Below are 21,524 nucleotides of genomic sequence, written 5' to 3'. Positions count from 1 at the left end.
TACATCTGAGTAAAAGTGATTTGATAGAAAGGGTAATTATCAATGGATTGTTAGTAAATACAATGAGGGTATCCACTGGCGGTTTTCCGCCTTCCACACGAAAGGGGTGAAGAGAATTATGTCTGAGATCATCAAATCGAAAGCGGCAATTGCCTGGGGCCCGGGCCAGCCATTGTCTGTCGAAGAAGTGGACGTTATGCCCCCGAAGGCAGGCGAAGTGCGGGTCCGCATCGTGGCTACCGGTGTTTGCCACACGGATGCCTTCACGCTTTCCGGTGACGATCCCGAAGGTATTTTTCCGGCCATTCTCGGCCACGAAGGCGGTGGTATTGTTGAATCCGTTGGCGAGGGTGTCACCAGCGTTGAAGTGGGCGACCACGTCATTCCGCTGTACACCGCCGAGTGTGGCAAGTGTAAGTTCTGTACCTCCGGTAAAACCAACCTGTGCCAGGCGGTACGTGAAACTCAGGGCAAAGGCCTGATGCCGGACGGCACTACCCGTTTCTACAAGGACGGTCAGCCGATCTATCACTACATGGGTTGCTCCACCTTCTCCGAGTACACCGTGCTGCCGGAAATTTCCCTGGCCAAGGTGAACAAGGAAGCGCCTCTGGAAGAAGTCTGCCTGCTGGGTTGTGGTGTCACCACCGGTATGGGTGCCGTGATGAACACCGCCAAAGTGGAAGAGGGCGCGACTGTGGCCATCTTTGGTCTCGGCGGTATCGGACTGTCTGCCATCATCGGTGCCACCATGGCCAAAGCCAGCCGCATCATCGGTATCGACATCAATGAGAGCAAGTTCGACCTGGCTCGCCAGCTGGGTGCCACCGACTGCATCAACCCGAAGGACTACGACAAACCGATCCAGGAAGTGATTGTTGAGCTGACCGACGGTGGTGTGGATTATTCCTTCGAATGTATCGGTAACGTGGATGTGATGCGTTCCGCGCTGGAATGCTGCCACAAGGGCTGGGGTGAGTCGGTGATCATCGGTGTTGCCGGAGCCGGTCAGGAAATCTCCACCCGTCCGTTCCAGCTGGTTACCGGTCGCGTCTGGCGTGGCTCTGCGTTCGGTGGTGTGAAAGGTCGCTCCGAACTGCCGGGTATTGTTGAGCGTTACCTGCAGGGTGAGTTCAAGCTGAATGACTTCATTACCCACACCATGGGTCTGGAAGACATCAACGAAGCCTTCGACCTGATGCACGAAGGCAAGAGCATCCGCAGCGTAATCCACTACGACAAGTGATCCGGTCAGCCGCCTGCCCACGGCGGCGGGCGGCACCATCGACGGAGTGTTCAATGACCATTGAAAACCTCAGCAGTAACAAGAGCTTCGGTGGCTGGCACAAGCAATACAGCCATCAATCCGAGAGCCTCGGTTGCACCATGCGTTTCGCCATCTACCTGCCGCCCCAGGTGGCGAACGGGCAGAAGGTGCCGGTGCTGTACTGGTTGTCGGGACTGACCTGTACCGATGAAAATTTCATGCAGAAGGCGGGCGCTCATCGGGTAGCGGCAGAACTCGGTATTGCCATCGTGGCCCCGGACACCAGCCCTCGCGGCGAGGATGTCGCCAATGACGATGGCTACGATCTGGGTCAGGGCGCAGGATTCTATGTGAATGCCACTGAGAGCCCCTGGAACCGGCATTACCGGATGTACGATTACGTGCTGAAGGAACTGCCGTCGCTGGTGGAATCCGTATTTCCGGTCAGCGACCAGCGCTCCGTTGCGGGCCACTCCATGGGTGGGCACGGTGCTCTGGTGCTGGCGTTGCGGAACCCGGCGCAGTTCAGGTCAGTATCGGCGTTCAGCCCGATCAGTAACCCGGTCAACTGTCCCTGGGGTCAGAAGGCGTTCAGTGCCTATCTGGGCGATGACAAAGCGACCTGGGAAGCCTATGACGCCAGCCTGCTGATGCGTGATGCACAGGAGCAGGTTCCGGCTCTGGTCGATCAGGGGGAGGCGGACAACTTCCTGGAAGAACAGCTGAAGCCGGAAGCGCTTGAAGCAGCGGCAGCTGCCAGCGAATACCCGCTGGAGCTGCGTCGCCATGAGGGCTACGACCACAGCTACTACTTCATTGCCAGTTTTATCGAAGAACACCTGCGCTTCCATGCAGGCTACCTGACGGTTGAAGCCTGATCGGTAAAGACTGCATCGTTGAAAAAGGGGCCTGTTGATCAGGCCCCTTTTTTCGTTTACCAGCGGTAGCTGACGGTTCCCACCACACTGCGGGCTTCACCGTAGTAGCACCAGTAATCACAGCTTGCCACGTATTCACGATCAGCCAGATTGGTGACGTTGATCTGTGCCAGCCAGTTGTTCATGAATTCGTACTGTGCCATCAGGTCCACCAGCGTGTAGGAGGGCACGTTGATCGTGCCGTCCTTGCTGCCACCCACGTAGCGCAGGCCGCCACCGACTTTCAGTCCCGGAACCGTGTCCTGGAAGGCATAATCCAGCCAGGCTGACGCCATGTGGTTGGGAATCAGGGCAACGGGGCTCTCCGGAGCGTCATCTGACTCGTTGTCGGAGGTGGCATCGTTGTAGGTATAGGCGGCGGTCAGCTGGAGCTGGTCTGTCAGGTAGGAAACAGTCTCCAGTTCAAAGCCCTGGGTCTCGCGAACACCTTCCTGAACCTGGAAGCCACCGGGTGAGGTTACCAGTGAGTTCTCTTCCTTGATGTTGTAAATCGCGGCAGACACATAGCCATCCAGATCATCCGGCGCATACTTCACCCCGAATTCCAGCTGTTCCCCGATCCGTGGTTCGTACAGGTTGCCAGTGCTGTCTGTACCGGCGATCGGCTGGAACGAATCCGTCCAGGACACGTAAGGGGAAAGCCCGTTGTCTGCCAGGTACATGATGCCGCCGGAGAAGGAGACTTCATCGTCATCGGCGCGCTGAACGGTGCCGGTGCCCTGATCTGTGTTCTCGGATTCGGCCTGGTCGTAACGTACGCCCGCCAGGAACACCCAGTGATCATCCAGGCGTAGCTGGTCCTGCAGATACAAGCCGGTCTGTTCCTTGGTGATCAGGCGGCGGGTGAGATCCGCGGCAGTCAGTGGTGTGTAGTTGCCGTAAGTTGGCTCGAACAGGTCGATCGGATCGCCGTAGGCGTAGTTGTTACCCTCCAGACCATCGTTTTCCAGATCCTGATAGTCCACGCCGATCAACAGAGTGTTTTCGGTACGATCGGTGTACCAGGTGCCGATAAGGCGGTTATCCACAGTCCAGCTATCCAGTGTGCCGTCACGGTAAGTCAGGCCGCGAATACCTTGCCTGTCACCACTCTGAAACAGGATGTAGCTGCTTCTGAGCAACAGATCGAGCTTGCTGTAACGCAGGTCCTGCTGGAATTCCCAGTTGTTGCTCAGGCGGTGGGAGAAGCTGTAGCCAATGGATGACTGTTCGCGTTCGTTGGTGTCGTAATCCGGCTCGCTGTAACTGGTCGACGGGTCCACCTTGCCGAATGGTGTGTCCTGAACCGTACCGTAGGCCAGTTTGAAGCCGTTGTAGGGCACGGCGTCGTCTTTCTGAAAGCTGGTCAGGAGTGTCAGTGAGGTGTCGTCACTGATGTCCCAGGTCAGGCTCGGCGCGATGTAGTAGCGTTCGTTCTCGGTAAAATCGATGTCGCCTTCAGCCTCACTGTACAGGCCAACCAGACGGTAGCTCAGGTTATCGGCTGTTCCCAGTGGCCCGGAGGTATCAAGAGCCACCTGCTTCTGGGCGTTGGTTCCCATTTGTACCTGAATCTCACCCTGCGGGGCATCGGTGGGGCGCTTGCTGATGGCGTTGATCACACCGCCCGGGGGCGCCTCGCCGTAAAGGATAGAAGCCGGTCCTTTAAGCAGTTCCACCTGTTCCAGACCGTACACTTCCGGCAGCCACTGATAGAAACCTTCACGATAGATCCGCAGACCATCCTGATAGGTGGACTGATCAAAGCCCCGTACCTTGAACCAGTCGGTGTCGTTGTCGGAGCCGTAGTGCCCGGAAAGGACACCGGCGCGGTACCGGAAGGTCTCGTCCAGAGACTGTACATTGCGTTCCTTGAGCTCTTCCTCGTTAACGACAGAGGCCGGCCGCGGTGTTTCGGCCAGAGGCGCTTCTACCTTCAGTGCGGTTGCAGAAACCACCAGGGCATTCAGGCTGGTGGGCTCGCTGTCATCGGCCAGCAGCGGCATGGAGAGTGCGGCGATACCAGCGCCAAGTGCCAGGCGGATGGCCTGAACAAGCGGGGTAGGCAAGGAAACGGCAGACATGTGGAAAATCCCGGGTCGTGTGGGTTGGTGTGGATGGGCGGGTGACGGCACCCTGAAATGTCCCGGAATACTATTCCTTATTAAAACTTAATGCAAACCACTATCATTTAAGTTAATCGTGTGATCCTGCAGGTCTGGTATCCTGAACCAAAGTCACTGGGCAAGACGCTGGGAGTCGGGTGTGAGTAAACTGTTGATCAACGCAGATATGGGCGAGAGCTTCGGCCCCTGGGTCATGGGGTTGGACGAACACGTGATGCCCCATGTTGATCTGGCCAACGTGGCCTGCGGTTTCCATGCTTCGGACCCCCATGTCATCCGCAAGACCGTACGGCTGGCCAAGCAGTATGGTGTGAAGGTCGGTGCCCATCCCTCCTACCCGGATCTGGTCGGTTTCGGTCGGCGTTCTATTGCCTGTTCCCCGGATGAGGTGGAGGATCTGGTGCTCTATCAGGTGGGGGCGCTGGCGGGTATCTGTCAGGCTGAGGGCACCCGGGTGCATTACATCAAGCCCCACGGCGCGCTCTATAACGACATGATCCGGGATCTGAACCTGTTTGAGGCGGTGGTAAAGGCCGTTCGGGATTTTGATGCCAGCCTGCCGCTGATGACTATGGCTACCTGCGATACCAGCAGAGAGGAAAACATTGCCAGCCGTTACGGCGTAACCCTCTGGTTCGAAGCCTTTGCAGACCGCGCCTATGACGCCAATGGCCGCCTGGTATCCAGATCAGTACCGGGTGCGGTCCATGAGGATGCCCGAACGATTGTCGATCAGGCGGTTCGCATCGCTAAAGGTGAAGCGCTGACGGCAATTGACGGCAGCGAGATCGTTCTGGCGGCGAACACACTCTGCGTGCATGGGGATAATAACGAGTCCATCGCGGCGATTCAGTCGATCCGGGAGGCTATCAAAGCCCTCCCGTAAAAGGTGGGTGCAACTTGCCGGGAAGGTCATTCCTCTGGCTTCGAAGCGGCCTCGGTCTGTGCTACAGAATTCAGATCAGAATTCAGAGAAACGTTCACCAGATCCTTCTGAAGCTTTTTCAGCAGGTGCAGAAAACTGACGCTGTCATCGAAACTCATGCCATCCAGTGACTGGCGGTAGAACTCGGCAATGGTGTCCTGCAGGCGGTTCCAGAACGCCCGGCCGGATTCCGTCAATACCACAAGGCGCGCACGGCGATCCTGGGGATCCTGGATGCGGATCACGTGGCCATCCCGCTCCATACGCTTCAGCACGCCGTCCAGATTCTGGCGACTTACATACAGGTATTCTTTGAGCTGGTTGAACGAGGTGCCATCCTCAAAGCCTTCCCGGGACAGCGCCCCCAGCACCGCCCATTGCACAGCGCTGATGCCCATCTCATTCTGGATCTGGCGCTGCAGTATGTTGCCGGTCTGGAATAACCGGAAAAACAGTCGGTTGGGTATGCCACCGGATTCGTTGACGATCATCTGTACTCCTGTCGGTCTGCCGGGGCTGGTGGGCCCGGGCAGGTGGACGCCGGCGTTCCGAATCGCGGATGGCATGGAACGCATCAGTTCGGCAGGTATTCGCGTGCGACGATATTTTTCATGATCTGGGCCGTACCGTCACCTATTTGCAGGCCCATTACATCCCGTAGCCGCTGGGCGAAGGGCAGATCCTCACCGTAGCCGGTATGACCGTGGGCCAGCAGACACTGCTTGACCACATCAAACGCCAGTTTCGGCCCCCACCACTTGTTCATGGCGGCTTCGGCATTGTGGGGCAGGTTGTTGTCCTTCAGCCAGAGCGCATGGTAGCACTGCATGCGTGCGGCATGAACGTAGGTCTGGTATTCCGCCAGTGGGTGGGTCAGGCCCTGGAACGCCGCCAGGTTCTGGCCAAAGGCGGTGCGTTCTGTCAGCCATTGCCAGGTTTCGTCCAGGGATTGCTGGGCCACCGCCAGGCACTGCAGGCCGATCAGCGCCCGGCTGTAGTCGAAGCCCTGCATCACCTGCTTGAAGCCTTTGCCTTCCTCTCCCATACGATGGCTGGCCGGCACTTCCACATGATCGAAGAAGATCGAGCCACGACCGATGGCCCTCTGGCCGTTGTCCTCAAATCGGGTGGTAGTGATGCCGGGGGTGCTCATCGGTACCAGGAAGGCGCTGATGCCAGAGGCGCGCTGTTCCACGGTGCCGGTGCGGGCGAAGACCACGGCCACGTCAGCCTGGTCGGCCATGGAGATGGAGGTTTTCTCACCATTGAGCACATAGACGTCTCCCTTCTTCTCGGCTTTCAGGCGAAGGTTGGCGGCGTCAGAGCCACCGTGGGGTTCGGTCAGAGCGATACACGCGACTTTTTCGCCTGATGTCATGGCGTGTAGCCATTCCTTTGCCAGGTCCGGTTCGGCATGGCTGGCGATGATCTGGCCGTTAAGGGAGGTCAGCAGAGGGATATAACCCACATTGAAATCACCCTTGGCGATTTCCTCAATGATCAGGCCGCTGGTAACGCAGTCCATGCCGCTACCACCGAAAGCTTCCGGCAGTTCGCCACCAAGCAGTCCCATCTCGCCGAGCTGGCGGATCACCTCCCGCTCGATCACGCCTTCCTGATCCCGCTTCCGGTAGCCCGGAGCCAGCACCTCGGCACTGAAACGGGCAACGGCCTCACGGATCGCGTTTTGTTCTTCGTTGAATGCGAAATTCATGGTGTTCTCCGGGTCAGAGGGCCGTTACTTGTAGTACTTCCGGAACTCGGGTTGGCGTTTTTCCTTGAAGGCATTCACGCCTTCCCGGGATTCCTCGGTGTTGTAGTACAGGCTCAGCGCCTGCATCCCGAGGGCGCCAATACCGGCAATGTTGTCGCTGTCCGCATTGAAGGAACGTTTGGCAATGCTCAGTGCCGTGGGGCTCTTGCCGAGGATCTCTTCGCACCACTTCTGGACTTCTTCATCGAGTTGTTCCGGCGGCACAACGGCGTTTACCAGCCCCCACTCCATAGCCTGTTGCGCGGAGTACTTCCGACACAGGTACCAGATTTCCCGGGCCCGTTTCTCGCCCACCACACGGGCCAGGTATGCGGTGCCGAAGCCCGGGTCCACCGAGCCGACTTTCGGGCCGACCTGGCCGAAGACGGCGGTTTCCGAGGCAATGCTCAAGTCACAGATCACATGCAGTACGTGGCCGCCGCCAATGGCGAAGCCGTTAACCCGGGCGATGACCGGTTTGGGAACCTCGCGGATCAGGCGCTGCAGTTCTTCCACCGGCAGGCCGATCAGGCCGCGGCCGTCGTACTGGCCCTCGTGGGCGCCCTGGTCGCCTCCGGTACAGAAGGCTTTGTCGCCGGCGCCGGTGAAGACAATGACACCGATGTCCTTGTTCCAGCCTGCCCGATTGAAGGCATCAATGAGCTCCATGCAGGTCTGCCCCCGGAAGGCGTTGTAGCGATCCGGGCGGTTGATGGTGATGGTGGCGACGCCGTTGGTTTCGTCGTAGAGGATGTCTTCGTAGTTCATGATGTTCTCCAGATTGCTGAATTCGGGGTTAGCCAGCCATGGTCAGGCCGCCGGACACGCTGATGACCTGACCGGTAATGAAATTGGCGTCGTCACTGGCGAGCAGGGCAATAACACCGGGATAGTCTTCGGGCTGCGCCAGTCGTTTCATGGGTACGGCGTTGCGGAAGGCCTCAAGGAGCTTTTCAGGGTTAGGAGCGGTTTCCGCTACGCCTTTCAGCAGCGCGGTATCAGTCGGACCGGGGCAAACCACATTAAGGCATACGTTTTTGGTCGCCAGCTCCCGTGCCACAGTCTTGCTGAAGCCCACCAGGCCTGCCTTGCAGGCAGCGTAGACGGCTTCACCCGAGGAGCCGACCCTGGCGGCGTCGGAAGCCACGTTGATGACTTTGCCCCCGCCGGCTTCAATCATTTTCGGCAGTACCACGTGATGCATGTTCAGGGCGCCGGTGAGGTTTACGGCAATCAGTTGCTCCCACAATGTCGGGTCGGTTTTCAGGAAGGGCATGAAGCGATCAAACCCCGCATTGTTGACCAGCACGGTCGGAAGGCTCAGGTCACTCTCTATGGCATTCACGGTCGCGATCACAGCGGCATAGTCGGTGATGTCGGCTGCGTAGGCTCTGGCCTTGCCTCCGGCTTCAGTAATCAGGTCTGCAGTGGTCTGTGCTGCCGTTTCGTCACGGTCCAGCACGGCAACCAGACTGCCCTCTTCGGCAAAGCGCTGGCATACGGCGCGGCCGATTCCGCCGCCGCCGCCGGTTACGATCACAGTTTTTCCGTTGAGGCCTCTCATGATGGTTCGCTCCTGTTTTTCGATTCGGATGAATTAGCTGCGCTTGGCGGGATCAAGCCGCACGGCTTTGGCCTGTTCCCGCAATTTGAATTTCTGGATCTTGCCGGAGGCTGTGCGGGGCATGGCTTCAATGACCTCGAGGTATTCCGGCAGATAGCTCTTCGCAAGCTGCTGTTCGGTGAGATAGGTCTTCACCTCGTCGAGAGTGACGCCCGTGGCGTTGTCGTCGAGGGTGACATAGGCACAGAGGCGCTCCCCCAGACGATCATCCGGGCACCCGACAAGAGCGACATCGGCAAGGCCGGGGTACTTGTAGAGCAGGTTTTCGACCTCAACGACCGGGATGTTCTCGCCACCGCGGATCACCACGTCTTTGGTGCGACCCGTGATACGGATATAGCTGTTGCCGTCCATGCGGGCGAGGTCGCCGGTGCTGAACCAGCCGTCATCGTCCACGCCATAGAGGTCCGGGCGCTTGAGGTAGCCCACGAACAGGCTGGCGCCACGCACCAGTAAATTGCCTTCCTCGCCAGCGGGCAGGTCGTTGCCCTGAAAATCGGTGATTTTGACGTCCATCCACGGGAGAGCTTTGCCGTCAGACTGGCTTGCACGCTCTGCCGGGTCTTCCGGACAGGTCATGGTGACAGCCCCGTTCTCGGTCATACCCCAGGCGGATACGATCTTTGCCTCGAGCACCTGGCTGGCCTGCTCGACGATGGCGCTGGGAATAGGGGCCCCTGCAGACACGAAGATACGCAGGGAATCCAGCTCGCCTTCGTGATTGGGTGCTGTTTTGACCAGGTCGGCAAGGAAGGGCGTTGCGGCCATGGTGAAGGCAGGTCTTTCAGAGGCGATTACCCGGCAGACGAATTCTGCGTCCCAGATGTCCTGCAGGATGGCGGTGGTGCCCAGGTAAATGGGCATCATGATTCCGTAGAGGAAACCAGTCTGGTGAGCCAGAGGTGAGGCCATCAGCACCTTGTCATCTGACGTCAGATGCAGTCGGTCGGCGTAGGGGCGCACGTTGGAGAACAGGGTGTTTGAAGTGTGGGTTACGCCCTTTGGCTCTCCGGTGGTGCCAGAGGTGTAGAGAATCTGGATGACATCGTCAGCGCCGAGTTTACGTTCCTGGAACAGGGCATCGGTGTCTGTCTGCTTTTCCCAGGCGGTATCGAGAAGGCGATTCTCGAAGCTGCGTTCTCCTTCGCCACCGATGACCAGAACGGTCTCCAGCTTGTCCAGTTCAGGGCGGATACCATCCACCATCGCTTCGTAATCGAAGTCTCTGAACACTTTCGGAATCACCAGCAGCTTTGCCTCACCGTGTCGGAGCATGAAGCGCAACTCACGTTCGCGGAAAATCGGCATCAGCGGATTCAGGATGGCACCAATACGCATACAGGCCAGATGCAAGGCGGTGGTTTGCCACCAGTTGGGAAGCTGGCAGGCGATGACGTCTCCTTTCTCAATGCCCATGCCGGCAAGGCCGGCTGCCATGCGGGTGACCTTCTGATCCAGCTCCCGGTAGGTCAGGCTCGTTCGGGTATCCGAAGTGACCTGATAGCCGACAATGGCTACCCGGTCGGGAGTGTTGGCAATCGCCTGTGCCAGATAATCGGTAATGAGCTTGTCATTCCAGGCGCCACTTTCGATCATCGCGGCGCGGCGTTCAGGATTGAGGGAGATGCCCGTGTCCATCTGATGCTCCTGTTATCTCTGATTGTTGTTGTGGTCCATTTCAAAATACGCCTCACCAGAATTATATGTCAACATGTTGATTTAAAAATTATTGGGCTTTAATCTGGGGTTGATGATTCAGGTAAGAGCTTTATTGAGATTCTGGTTGCAGCCAGGCTTTGGAGATCTTTGATGAAATACAACAATATATTGCTTGAGATGCATGGGGAGGTGGCGTTGATCCGGCTCAACCGGCCGAAGGTGCACAACGCCCTCAACAACGCATTGATGAACGAGCTCTCGGCCGTTCTGGAGGATCTGGAAGTAGACGATGCCATCAGGGCTGTGGTGATCACCGGAAACGACCGCGCCTTTGCGGCAGGTGCCGATATCACCGAGCTTCAGGCGCTGGACTTTTCACGTGCCTATCGCGAAGGCTTTATTTCGGCCAACTGGGAGGCTGTTACCCGGTGCCGCAAGCCGGTCATTGCTGCGGTTGCAGGGCTCGCTCTGGGTGGAGGGTGTGAACTGGCGATGATGTGCGATCTGTTGATTGCTGCTGATAATGCCCGCTTCGGCCAGCCGGAAGTGAAAATCGGCACACTTCCGGGGGCCGGAGGTACCCAACGACTGGCCCGGGCCATCGGTAAGGCCAAGACCATGGACCTCTGCCTGACGGGACGGACGATGGACGCCCGGGAAGCAGAGCACAGCGGGCTGGTTAGCCGCGTGGTGCCGGCGGATCGGCTTCTGGAAACCGCTTTGCAGGTCGCGAAGGACATTGCTGGTTATTCCCTGATGGCGACGATGCTGAACAAGGAAGCTGTAAACCAGGCGTTTGAGACAACCCTGAAGGCAGGTGTGGACTATGAGCGCCGGTTGCTGTGGGCAAGTTTCGCCAGCGAGGATCGTGGCGAAGGAATGAGTGCGTTTGTTGAAAAGCGTGAACCTGAGTGGAAACACCGGTAGTACGTGTTTTCCGCTATAATGGCGCGGCTTTGTACCGGTGGTAAGACCAAAAGGGTAGTTACCCGACACCTTTGGGCGATTATCCGGTACACAAATATCAAGGAAGATGTGGCCTCGCTGCCACATACTTTATTCAGCACGCAAACTCAGAAGAATCCTGCAATGCCTACAACAGTAATCTCCGGCTTCACCCATAATTTCCTTGGCAAGGCGCCCGTCTGGTACAAACAGGTCATCCTGCTGTTCCTGATCGCCAACCCCATCGTCATGTATGTATTCGGAGCCGGAACGGCAGGATGGCTGCTGATTGCAGAATTCATCTTTACCCTCGCCATGGCGCTCAAGTGTTACCCGCTGCTTCCGGGCGGCTTGCTGGCGGTGGAATCCCTGTTGATCGGGCTGACCTCGCCGGATGCGGTCTATCACGAGGTGCTGACGAATTTCCCGGTTATCCTGCTGCTGATGTTCATGGTTGCGGGCATCTATTTCATGAAAGAACTCCTGCTGGTGACGTTCACCCAGATTCTGGTAGGTGTGCGCTCCAAATCGGCGTTGTCCCTGCTGTTCTGCAGCGCGGCTGCGTTGCTGTCCGCTTTCCTGGATGCTCTGACGGTCACTGCGGTGATCATCAGCGTGGCGGTGGGTTTTTATTCCGTGTATCACAAAGTGGCCTCGGGCAAGGGCTATCAGCACGCTGATCACAATGCCAACAACGATGATCAGGTGGTTGAACTACACCGGGAAGATCTCGAAAACTTCCGGGCATTCCTGCGAAGCCTGCTGATGCACGGTGCTATCGGTACTGCGCTGGGCGGCGTTGCGACCATGGTGGGTGAGCCCCAGAACCTGCTGATCGCCAAGGTGGTGGGTTGGGATTTCGGTGCGTTTTTCCTGCAGATGGCGCCGGTAAGTATGCCAGTGCTGGCGGCGGGGCTGTTTACCTGCTGGGCGCTGGAGAAACTGCGCTGGTTTGGTTACGGAGGTCGTTTGCCCAAGCCGGTTCGCAAGGTTTTGGAAGAATTTGCGGATAATGAACGCGCCAAGCGCACCAAGGCAGACCAGGCGGCTTTATGGGTGCAGGCTATTGCTGCCGGTATTCTGGTGGTCGGTTTGGCTTTCCACCTGGCCGAAGTGGGCTTGATCGGGCTGTTGGTGATCATCCTGATTACTTCGTTTACCGGTATTACCGATGAACATCAGATTGGCAAGGCGTTCCAGGAATCCCTGCCGTTTACCTCACTGCTGGTGGTGTTCTTTGCGGTGGTTGCAGTGATTCACGATCAGCATCTGTTCAAGCCCATTATTGATTACGTTCTGGCTCTGCCCGTTGAACAGCAGCCCGGTATGTTCTTCCTGGCCAACGGCATATTGTCGATGATCAGCGACAACGTGTTTGTGGCGACGGTTTACATCAGTGAGGTCAAACAGGCCCTGGATGCCGGAAGCATCAGCTTTGAGCATTTCGAGGATCTGGCGGTGGCCATCAACACAGGTACCAACCTTCCGAGTGTGGCCACCCCGAACGGTCAGGCCGCCTTCCTGTTCCTGCTGACCTCGGCCATTGCGCCCCTTGTGCGGCTGTCATACGGGCGCATGGTGATGATGGCGCTTCCATACACCGTGGTTATGGGCGGGCTTGGTCTCTACATGGTGATGCATCACGTCTGATCGGCTTGCTGGCAGTGTGCGGTGGTCGGCAGTGCAGTTTTTCGTGGGTCTGATACTCTTTGGGAATTATGGCCAACGAAAACGGGTGTCCATGTACCGTTGTTTCCCTCGCATTGTCAGCCGGCTGACGCGGCTGCTGTTACTGGCAGGCATGTTAGTTCTTGCCCAGCTGGCTCATGGCAATGGCAACCCAGGCGATACAGTCCGTATCGCCTATGTCGAGTTCCCACCGATCACCTATCGTAATGACGACGGTGAACCTTCCGGGATGTTTATCGATATTACCCGCAAGGTGGCGCTTGAGGCCGGCTACACGCCGGAATTTCTCTATCTTCCTGTCAGCAGAGCCTACCTGTATCTGGAGAATGGCCAGATTGACGCCTGGACGGGTGTTTCCGGGGTCCCTGCTCTGATGGGCCATGTGCTTGAGAGCTGGGCGAGCCCGATGCCGGTTCAGCTGAGCGCCTGGTATCTGTCTGGGAGATCTGCCCTGAATCACTTCGATCAGCTCCAGAACAAGAGAGTGATTGTGATTGGAGGCTACACCTACGGTGGCCTGCTGTACTGGTTGGAAGGTCAGCCATCCATCCGGGTTACCGAAGCACCTAATCACCGGGCAGCCCTGGAAATGCTCAAACGGGACCGGGGCGATTACCTGCTGGATTATCGTCAGCCAGTCCGGGACATCCTGACCATGCCCGGTGACAGTCAGATTCGGGAGTCCGAAGTGCGATCGCGTAACCTGGCCTGGCTGTTTTCCCTGGCGAATCCCCGGGCAGCCCTGCTCCGCGAGGAGTTTGACGATGCCTATGTCCGGCTTGCGGAACGCGGTGAAGTGCCACCGGTGCGGGTATTGAATCAGGGTTTTGTGGTTCCGGGATTTCCCGAAAAGTATCGCTGAATCAGAGGTTTCAGGAGCCTGGTAACAGCTCGATATCACCGTACCACGCTGTTGCCCGTTCTCCGGTGTTGTCGGAATCCGACATAATGGCAATGCCGATCACCGGTGGCGGCTCCTCGCCGAAAGCGGCGCGGTAATCCGCAACGATATCCCGCTCAACGGTTACCCAGGAAGCGGCCTGTTCCGGCCCGGAGTTCACGGCGATCATCATGGTGCGGTCGGTGTAGGGATTGGGCACGATATCCCCCTGCGGCAGCTGGTTGGCCCAGATGTAGTTCAGGGCATTCCCGGGCAGGGTTTCCCCAAACAGTACCTCCACCGCCTTTCGTTTTGCCTTCTCGAAGAAGCCGGCCTTAGCGGGCTGAAATTCAAACGCCACGTAGATTCGGGCGGGGTAGTCATCCCCGGACTTCAGTCTGGCATCCCCCTTCTCAAATACATTCGACACCTTCCAGCGCCAGCGCAGAATCAACGCCTGGCCCGGCACAATCCGCACCCGGCTGATCAGCCCCGAGGCGCCGCCGTCGGTGTCTGAACGCACCACCTGCTGGCCATCCTCGGTTACCAGCTCGTACCGCGAGTGTTCCTTGATCTTGGGGAATTCGAGAGGTTCCCAGCCGGATGTAGTATCCAGGGCGGGCAAGCCGGAGAAGGGCGGTAGCTGTGGCTCTGCCTGGACATAGGGTCCCGCGGTTATCGCTGAGGTGAGCACAAGGACGGGTATTGGAGCTGTTTTTCGAAACACGACTGTCTCCGCCGGACTGTTTGGCATGAGCCATCATATACGATAAGGCACTGGAAACGGGTTTACCCGGCGATTGTGACAAGCGCATTGAGGGTTACAGCGTGGCCAGAAGACGAATGGCACTGGCCGCGGCGGCCGTCCGATTCTCCACATTGAGCTTACGGAATACCTGCTCAAGGTGCTTGTTGACGGTGCGGGGACTCATTTCGAGGATCTGGCCGATTTCCCGGTTGGTCTTGCCGTTGGCAATCCACAGCAGCACATCGGATTCCCGGTGAGTCAGTTCAAACCGATCCCGTAATGCGGCGGTTGCGCTGTTCTGGTTTTGGGGCGTCTTCAGCCGCAGCAGGTATTCCCGACCGTCCACTAATGCCAGGAATTCCACCGAGCGGGGTGAATCCAGAACATCCAGAGGCAGGCTGTGCCCTGGCTCCGGTTGGTGCTTCAGCCAGGCCTCCAGCTGTGCCCGGAGATCCGGATACGCCGGATGATTGTTCTCTGGCAGGGCCCGGCTGACCTGTGGCGTGCCCCAGAGCAGGTTGCCCTGATAGTCCACCGCGAACAGATTCTGGCCCGCTGTGTCCAGGGCGCTTCGAGCGCTTCGGGTCATCCTCGCATTGGCCTGGTGAACGTCCATCCGTGCCAGCAATTCCGTGGTGTTGATTGGCTTGGTGACATAATCGACGCCGCCCGCATTGAGGCCCATCACCACATGTTCCGTATCACTGAGGCCGGTCATGAATATGATCGGGACATCGGCAAAGGCGGGATTTTCCTTCAGTCGCCGACAGGTTTCAAAGCCGTCCATGTTCGGCATCATTGCATCCATCAGCACAACATCCGGGGTGATGTTCTGGCTGATGGTGAGGGCCTGATTACCTTCCAGTGCGACCAGTACGGTCATACCGGCTTCTTCCAAAGCGTCATTGATCATGCGGATGGAGTCGATGGAGTCATCGACCACCATAACCACGGTTTTCCGGTCATCAGGAGACTTCATTTTCAGGTACCTCGAGCAGTACGAGTATCTTCTCGAACTGGAAATCATTGGTGAGTGTTGTCAGTTCCCGAACAAATTGCTCATCCGCCGCACCGCCGTGTTTCAGGGCATCCAGGGCCTCCAGAAGACCCTTGCGATGACCGATTCTGGCCAGACCGATCAGGGTCTGGAGGTGCCGGACCTCAGGTAGCGGAAGATCACCGTTCTCTGGCACCGCAATGTCAGCCAGTGGGTCCGGGCTTTTCTCGTAGCGCCATTCCAGACCCAGAATCCGGCCCATGGTATCCAGTAGCCGGGTCAGGCGTACGGGCTTGATAATGTAGCCGTCGTGCAGGCTTGGGGCGTCTGCCTCGTGGTAGCCCTCTTTGGCATCGGCGGAGACCATTACGACCGGCATGGAGCGTTTGTCATCCCGTAGCTGCTGCAACACCTCCCAGCCGCTCATTCCAGGCATGTTGACGTCCAGAAGGACCAGATCCGGCTGTATCGCCGACACCAGATCCAGCACATGCAGCGCATTACCGGTGTCGGTGATTTCAAAACCGAGGGGAGACAGCAGGGCCCGAATGACCTGGCGGTGGGAGTCGTCGTCATCCACCACCAGTACTTTGCGACGGGGACCCTGATAGCCATAAATCCGCCGGGTTGGTGTGGCAATGGCGCCGTGGCCGATACCGTGCAGGGTCGAAAGCATCAGGCTGACCCTGAACGTGCTGCCCCGGCCCGGTTCGCTTTCAACGGAAATATCACCGCCCATGATCTCCGTCAGCAGGCGGGTGATGGTCAGGCCCAGACCGGTTCCGGTGCGGCTTTGCCCGGGGTTCCGGATGCGCTCGAACGGTCGGAATATGCGTTCGATGTTCTCTTCAGCGATGCCTTCCCCGGTATCCCGCACCGTAAATTCGGCAACCTGATTCCGGTAGCGCAGGGTCAGCGAGACACCCCCCCGGTCAGTGTACTTGATGGCGTTGGACAGCAGGTTGATCAGTATCTGCCGGAGGCGCTTCTCGTCAGTGGTGACCACCTCGGGCAGGGGCAGCGGGCAGCTGTAGTCAAAGGACAGCCCTTTCTCTTCCGCCTGCAGCCGGAACATGGTGACCAGTTGTTCCATCAGGAAACCAATCCGCACCCGGTCCCGGTGCAGGTCCAGGCGACCGGCCTCGATCTTGGATATATCCAGCAGGCCTTCGATCAGGTCCGTCAGGTAGATACCGCTGCGGCGAATGACGCCAATGGCCTCTTTCCGGTGTGTTGGAATGCTGTCGTCCTGGTCCATGAGTTGGGCGTAGCCCAGGATGGCATTCAGTGGAGAGCGCAACTCGTGGCTGATGCCGGTGAGGTAGCGACTCTTGGCACCGTTGGCTGCGTCGGCCTGCTCCTTGGCCTGTTGCAGGGCCTGGTCTGTGCGTTTGTGAGCTTCTATTTCTTCCATCAACAGTCGGGTCTGCCGGCTCGACTCTTCCTCTGCCACCCGCCGGCTCTCGTGAGCCAGAACAAACAGCCAGCAGATGACGCCAGTCACAATCACCAGAATGAAAAAGACCTTCCACAGAGTCACCGATAGCAGCGCGGCCTCGGCCGCCGAAGCGACCGGCGTTTTCGAATAGATCAATGACAGCAGCAAACCCGACAGGCCGTTCACCAGCACCAACAAAGACAGAAAGTGCCCCAATCGTGAACTCAGCGTGGCCAGTGCCGGTGCTGGCAGTAACCGGCCGAGGAACTGCTGCAGCTGTTCCTGATAGCCCGCCCCGGGTTTGCAGGCATCAGCACAACGGGCATCCAGAGAGCAGCACAGTGAACAGATGGTGCCGTCGTAGGCGGGGCAGTCGGTAACGTCTTCCGGCTCGAAGCGATGCTCGCAGATGGAACACTGCACCAGCTGGTGGTCCGTGGCGAGGGGGACAAACGGCCGGGCGGTGTAGTAGCGCCCGCCGGTTTTCCAGGCGATCAGCGGGGCGGTGATCAATGCCACACCCAGCGCAATAAAGTGTGACAGGGCCTGGGGGTAGGCTCCCAGAATGCCGGTGTGACAGGTGATCCCCACCACCGATGCGGTAATCATCGCGCCGACACCGACCGGGTTGATGTCATACAGGTGCGCCCGTTTGAACTCGATGTAGGACGGGCTCAGCCCCAAGGGTTTGTTGATCACCAGGTCAGCGACCAGGGAACCCACCCAGGCAATGGCGACAATGCCGTAGAAGCCCAGGGTTTCCTCCAGTGCGTGGTAGACGCCAAGTTCCATAACCAGCAGAGCGATGGCGACGTTGAAGAACAGCCACACCACCCGGCCGGGATGACTGTGGGTCAGCCGGGAAAAGAAGTTGGACCAGGCAATGGAGCCTGCATAGGCGTTGGTTACGTTGATTTTCAGCTGGCAGAGAATGACGAAAATCCCCGCCATCGCCAGAGAAATGTCGGGTGAATGGGTGATGTAGTTGAAAGCAATGAGATACATCTGGGTCGGATCGGCCGCTTCCGCTGCATTTACGCCCTGATTGAGTGCAAGCACCGCCAGAAAGGAGCCGGCCAGAATTTTCAGCATGCCGACAATGATCCATCCCGGCCCACCGGCCATCACCGCTGCCCACCAGCGCCGCTTTTCCCGCGGGTTCCTGGGCTCGGGTATGAAACGCAGGAAATCCACCTGCTCGCCAATCTGTGCAATCAGCGAGAACACCACGGCGGCGGCGGCGCCGAACATCAGCACATTGAATCCGTCGCTGCCGGAGGCATTGATACCCTCAAAACGGGTCCAGTCGGATACCGAAGACGCATCGGAATAGATGATGAACGCAAACGGCGTGATCTGGAGCAGGATAAAAACCGGCTGGGTCCAGACCTGGAACTGACTGATGGTGGTGATGCCGTGGGTGACCAGCGGAATGATGACCACTGCGCAGATCAGATACCCAATTACCAGGGGTATGCCAAAGAGCATCTCCAGTGCCATCGCCATGATGGCGGCCTCCAGGGCAAAAAATATGAAGGTGAAGGAGGCGTAGATCAGCGACGTGATGGTAGAGCCGATATAGCCGAACCCGGCGCCCCGGGTCAGCAAGTCGATGTCGACGCCGTATCGCGCCGCGTAGTAGCTGATGGGCAGGGCAGTCAGGAAGATCACCAGGCTGGCGACCAGAATGGCGGCTACAGCGTTGTCAAAACCGTAGTGCAGGGTGATGGAGCCACCGATGGCTTCCATGGCGAGAAACGAGATGGCGCCCAGGGCGGTATTACTGACCCTACCGGCGGACCAGCGGCGGGCGCTCTTTGCCGTGAAGCGCAGGGCATAGTCTTCCAGTGTCTGGTTGGCCACCCACTGATTGTAGCTGCGCCGAACCCTGAAAATGTTCTGTCTGACTGCCATGACTCCCCGAACCTTTCTGTTTCAGTCGCTCCCCTTATGATGCCCTTCGATGGGGCATTCCGGGCTGGAATTGCACATGATCAGGAAGGCAGAACAAGAAACGTGCCATAGCGCCAGAGGGCGTTGTTCCTTCATTAACCTGATGCCTGCGGTTTTAGCCTTTTCCGGGCGGTACCGGAATGCGTCAAATGACGTAGTGCGCTGGGGCGATTGCCGAATGGGCACCCATGAAGGGGGTGCGCAGAATGTTTGACGTGGGCGCTGTGCTTCCGGAACGGAGCGCGGCACCGGTTTTCAAACACTGCGAGGAATGACCATGGGAACCACAACGACAGCCGCTGGAAGGCGGCCATTGGGTAAGGGCATCGGGCTCCGGAAGAGCCTGGCGACGCTGGCGGCATCCATAATGCTGGCGACTTCCGTTCAGGCCGCGGTACCGCCAACGGAAGAAGTGAATACCACTGGTTTGGCTGTGACCGACGACAGCGTCAAGGTCGGCATTCTGCACTCCATCACCGGAACCATGGCGATCAGTGAGATCGGTTCGGTGCAGGCAGAGAAGCTGGCCATCCAGCAGATCAACGAGTCCGGCGGTGTTCTGGGCCGCCAGATCGAGTTTGTTCAGGAAGACGGCGCCAGTGACTGGCCCACCTTCGCGGAGAAAACCCGCAAGCTTCTGCGCCAGGATGATGTCGCCGCCATTTTCGGCTGCTGGACGTCGGCCTCACGTAAAGCCGTACTGCCGGTTATGGAACAGTACAACGGCATGCTCTACTACCCGACCTTCTACGAGGGCCTTGAGCAGTCCCCGAACGTTATCTACACCGGACAGGAAGCCACCCAGCAGATCCTGGCAGGCATTGACTGGGCTGTTAAAGAAAAAGGTGCCAAGTCCTTCTACCTGCTTGGTTCTGACTACATCTGGCCGCGTACTTCCAACAAAATCGCCCGCAAGCACATCGACAAACTGGGCCTGAAAGTGGTGGGTGAAGAGTACTACCCGCTTGGCCACACCCAGTTCAACTCCGTAATCAACAAGATCAAGCTCAAGAAGCCAGACGTAATCTTCGCCTCTGTGGTTGGCGGCTCCAACGTGGCCTTCTACAAGCAGATGAAAGCAGCCGGTGTCGACTTCACCGAAGAAAAGCCACTGCTGCTGACCATCTCCGTGACCGAGGATGAAATCCGTGGCATCGGTGGTGAGAACGTCGAAGGCATCTACGCCTCCATGAAGTACTTCCAGAGCCTGGACAACCCGAACAACAAAGACTTCGTAGCTGCTTTCAAAGAAGCCTACGGCGACGACATGGTGATCGGCGATGTTACCCAGGCTGCTTACCTCGGCCCGTGGCTGTGGAAGTTCGCGGTTGAGAAAGCGGGTTCTTTCGACATCGACAAGATCCGCGAAGTATTCGCCGGCATCGAATTCAACAAAGCGCCTGAAGGCTACGTGCGCATTCACGAGAACCATCACCTGTGGTCCAAGACCCGCATCGGTCGCGCCAAGACAGACGGTCAGTACGACGTAGTCTACGAGACCCAGGAACTGATGGAGCCGGATCCGTTCCCCGAGGGATATCAGTAATCGTAGTTGGCCGGTGCCTTCGGGCACCGGCCCTGTGATTTTCAGTGACCGGTTTTCAGTGACCGGGTTTCCGATGACAGGATTTCCAGTAACCGGTTTGTGTTTATCTGAGGGGAGTAAGGGTCATGTTTGATGGCTACACCACCAGTGAATTGATGTCGATATTTGCCATGCAGGGGTTTGCCGGGCTGTCCCTGTTCTCAGTGTTCGTCCTGATGGCACTGGGCCTGGCGATCATCTTTGGTCAGATGGGTGTGATCAATATGGCCCACGGGGAATTCATGATCCTTGGCGCCTACACCACCTACCTGACGTCCGGCTTTTTCCAGAGTTATATGCCCAGCCTGTTCGGCGGGTACTTCTTTATCGCCATGATCCTGGCGTTCCTGATCTGCGCCGCACTTGGGGCGCTCATTGAGTGGTTAATGATACGACACCTGTATCACCGCCCTCTCGATACCTTATTGGCTACCTGGGGCCTGAGCCTGATCATGCAGCAGGCCTACCGTTCTATTTTCGGCGCCCGTGAAGTGGGTGTCGAACTCCCCGAATGGATGATGGGGGCTATCCAGGTAACCGATCTGGTGGAACTGCCCATCAACGGACTGTTTGTGATGATCATCGCCCTGTCGATTGCACTCGGCGTCTACCTGCTGATGTACCGCTCAAGCTGGGGCAAAAAGGTACGTGCCGTGGTTCAGAACCGCCCGATGGCGGAAGCCGTGGGCATTAACAGCGCAGGTGTGGACCGCATGACCTTTGCTCTTGGTTGCGGCATCGCCGGCATCGCCGGTGCAGCCTTCACCATGATCGGGTCCACCGGCCCATCTTCTGGCCAGGCCTACATCGTCGATACCTTCCTGGTGGTTGTGTTCGGCGGCGCACAGAGCCTGATCGGTACCATCGTATCCGCTTTCGGCATCTCCCAGGCCCAGTCCACCATGGAATTCTTCCTCAGTGGCTCCATGGCCAAGGTGCTTACCCTGTTGGTGGTCGTCGGCATCCTGATGCTCCGTCCGGAAGGACTCATGGCCCTCAAGGTCCGTCGCTAGGAGAC

Annotated in this window: 17 protein-coding genes; 8 read left to right on the top strand and 9 right to left on the bottom strand. The window is 58.0% G+C overall.

All coding sequences use genetic code 11. The features are described from left to right. Positions 1–127: 127 nt before the first annotated feature. Positions 128–1,246 (top strand): S-(hydroxymethyl)glutathione dehydrogenase/class III alcohol dehydrogenase, encoded by a 1,119-nt coding sequence (locus tag FWJ25_RS07565; RefSeq protein ID WP_246166741.1) that lies wholly within the window; start codon positions 128–130, stop codon positions 1,244–1,246. Between the two features lie 53 nt (positions 1,247–1,299). Further along, on the top strand, positions 1,300–2,145 hold the full coding sequence (gene fghA / locus FWJ25_RS07560) for an S-formylglutathione hydrolase (protein ID WP_149599671.1): 846 nt from the start codon (positions 1,300–1,302) through the stop codon (positions 2,143–2,145). A gap of 56 nt (positions 2,146–2,201) precedes the next feature. On the opposite strand, the gene FWJ25_RS07555 is transcribed toward fghA, so the two are convergent. After that, positions 2,202–4,268, bottom strand: coding sequence for a TonB-dependent siderophore receptor (locus FWJ25_RS07555; protein ID WP_149599670.1), 2,067 nt, complete (start codon positions 4,266–4,268; stop codon positions 2,202–2,204). Positions 4,269–4,449: 181 nt separating this feature from the next. Here FWJ25_RS07555 and FWJ25_RS07550 point away from each other — a divergent pair, with 181 nt between their 5' ends. After that, positions 4,450–5,196, top strand: a complete 747-nt coding sequence (locus FWJ25_RS07550; RefSeq protein ID WP_149599669.1) for a 5-oxoprolinase subunit PxpA — start codon at positions 4,450–4,452, stop codon at positions 5,194–5,196. Positions 5,197–5,222: 26 nt separating this feature from the next. On the opposite strand, the gene FWJ25_RS07545 is transcribed toward FWJ25_RS07550, so the two are convergent. The 5 genes from FWJ25_RS07545 to FWJ25_RS07525 form a co-directional block, all read right to left on the bottom strand. Next, positions 5,223–5,726, bottom strand: coding sequence for a MarR family winged helix-turn-helix transcriptional regulator (locus FWJ25_RS07545; RefSeq protein WP_149599668.1), 504 nt, complete (start codon positions 5,724–5,726; stop codon positions 5,223–5,225). Positions 5,727–5,809: 83 nt separating this feature from the next. Then, positions 5,810–6,949: a cyclohexanecarboxyl-CoA dehydrogenase gene (gene aliB / locus FWJ25_RS07540; RefSeq protein ID WP_149599667.1), complete on the bottom strand. Its 1,140-nt coding sequence runs from the start codon at positions 6,947–6,949 to the stop codon at positions 5,810–5,812. Positions 6,950–6,973: 24 nt separating this feature from the next. Next, positions 6,974–7,756, bottom strand: a complete 783-nt coding sequence (locus FWJ25_RS07535) for an enoyl-CoA hydratase-related protein (RefSeq protein ID WP_149599666.1) — start codon at positions 7,754–7,756, stop codon at positions 6,974–6,976. A 28-nt stretch (positions 7,757–7,784) separates the two neighbouring features. Beyond that, positions 7,785–8,552 carry an SDR family NAD(P)-dependent oxidoreductase gene (locus tag FWJ25_RS07530; protein ID WP_149599665.1) on the bottom strand — a complete coding sequence of 256 codons (768 nt, stop codon included), beginning with the start codon at positions 8,550–8,552 and terminating at the stop codon, positions 7,785–7,787. Between the two features lie 33 nt (positions 8,553–8,585). Next, positions 8,586–10,250, bottom strand: coding sequence for an AMP-binding protein (locus FWJ25_RS07525; RefSeq protein ID WP_149599664.1), 1,665 nt, complete (start codon positions 10,248–10,250; stop codon positions 8,586–8,588). A gap of 171 nt (positions 10,251–10,421) precedes the next feature. Between FWJ25_RS07525 and FWJ25_RS07520 the strand changes: the two genes are divergently transcribed. The 3 genes from FWJ25_RS07520 to FWJ25_RS07510 all read left to right on the top strand — a co-directional run bounded on the left by FWJ25_RS07520 (position 10,422) and on the right by FWJ25_RS07510 (position 13,767). Then, positions 10,422–11,198 carry an enoyl-CoA hydratase gene (locus FWJ25_RS07520; protein WP_149599663.1) on the top strand — a complete coding sequence of 259 codons (777 nt, stop codon included), beginning with the start codon at positions 10,422–10,424 and terminating at the stop codon, positions 11,196–11,198. 162 nt (positions 11,199–11,360) lie between these two features. Next, positions 11,361–12,866 carry a sodium/proton antiporter NhaB gene (gene nhaB / locus FWJ25_RS07515; protein ID WP_149599662.1) on the top strand — a complete coding sequence of 502 codons (1,506 nt, stop codon included), beginning with the start codon at positions 11,361–11,363 and terminating at the stop codon, positions 12,864–12,866. A gap of 31 nt (positions 12,867–12,897) precedes the next feature. Further along, positions 12,898–13,767, top strand: coding sequence for a substrate-binding periplasmic protein (locus FWJ25_RS07510; protein ID WP_246166699.1), 870 nt, complete (start codon positions 12,898–12,900; stop codon positions 13,765–13,767). 10 nt (positions 13,768–13,777) lie between these two features. Here the strand turns inward: FWJ25_RS07510 and FWJ25_RS07505 are convergent, their stop codons facing one another. The 3 genes from FWJ25_RS07505 to FWJ25_RS07495 all read right to left on the bottom strand — a co-directional run bounded on the left by FWJ25_RS07505 (position 13,778) and on the right by FWJ25_RS07495 (position 18,882). Continuing rightward, a complete protein-coding gene (locus FWJ25_RS07505; protein WP_438616562.1) occupies positions 13,778–14,479 on the bottom strand; it encodes a DUF3047 domain-containing protein in 702 nt (233 codons plus the stop codon). Positions 14,480–14,606: 127 nt separating this feature from the next. Continuing rightward, positions 14,607–15,512, bottom strand: a complete 906-nt coding sequence (locus FWJ25_RS07500) for a response regulator transcription factor (RefSeq protein ID WP_149599660.1) — start codon at positions 15,510–15,512, stop codon at positions 14,607–14,609. Continuing rightward, positions 15,499–18,882: a hybrid sensor histidine kinase/response regulator gene (locus FWJ25_RS07495; protein ID WP_149599659.1), complete on the bottom strand. Its 3,384-nt coding sequence runs from the start codon at positions 18,880–18,882 to the stop codon at positions 15,499–15,501. The genes FWJ25_RS07500 and FWJ25_RS07495 overlap by 14 nt, the downstream gene beginning before the upstream one ends. A 316-nt stretch (positions 18,883–19,198) precedes the next feature. On the opposite strand from FWJ25_RS07495, the gene urtA reads away from it, so the two are divergent. Together urtA and urtB are read left to right on the top strand one after the other, a co-directional pair. Continuing rightward, a complete protein-coding gene (gene urtA / locus FWJ25_RS07490) occupies positions 19,199–20,467 on the top strand; it encodes an urea ABC transporter substrate-binding protein (protein ID WP_149599657.1) in 1,269 nt (422 codons plus the stop codon). A 125-nt stretch (positions 20,468–20,592) separates the two neighbouring features. Then, positions 20,593–21,519, top strand: coding sequence for an urea ABC transporter permease subunit UrtB (gene urtB, locus FWJ25_RS07485; protein ID WP_149599655.1), 927 nt, complete (start codon positions 20,593–20,595; stop codon positions 21,517–21,519). Positions 21,520–21,524 lie beyond the last annotated feature (5 nt).

The sequence above is a fragment of the Marinobacter salinexigens genome (assembly GCF_008370345.1).
In the GTDB taxonomy this organism is placed as follows: Bacteria; Pseudomonadota; Gammaproteobacteria; order Pseudomonadales; family Oleiphilaceae; genus Marinobacter; species Marinobacter salinexigens.
Note: the sequence above shows the minus strand (reverse complement) of the source record. Positions and strands in the feature narration are given on the sequence as shown.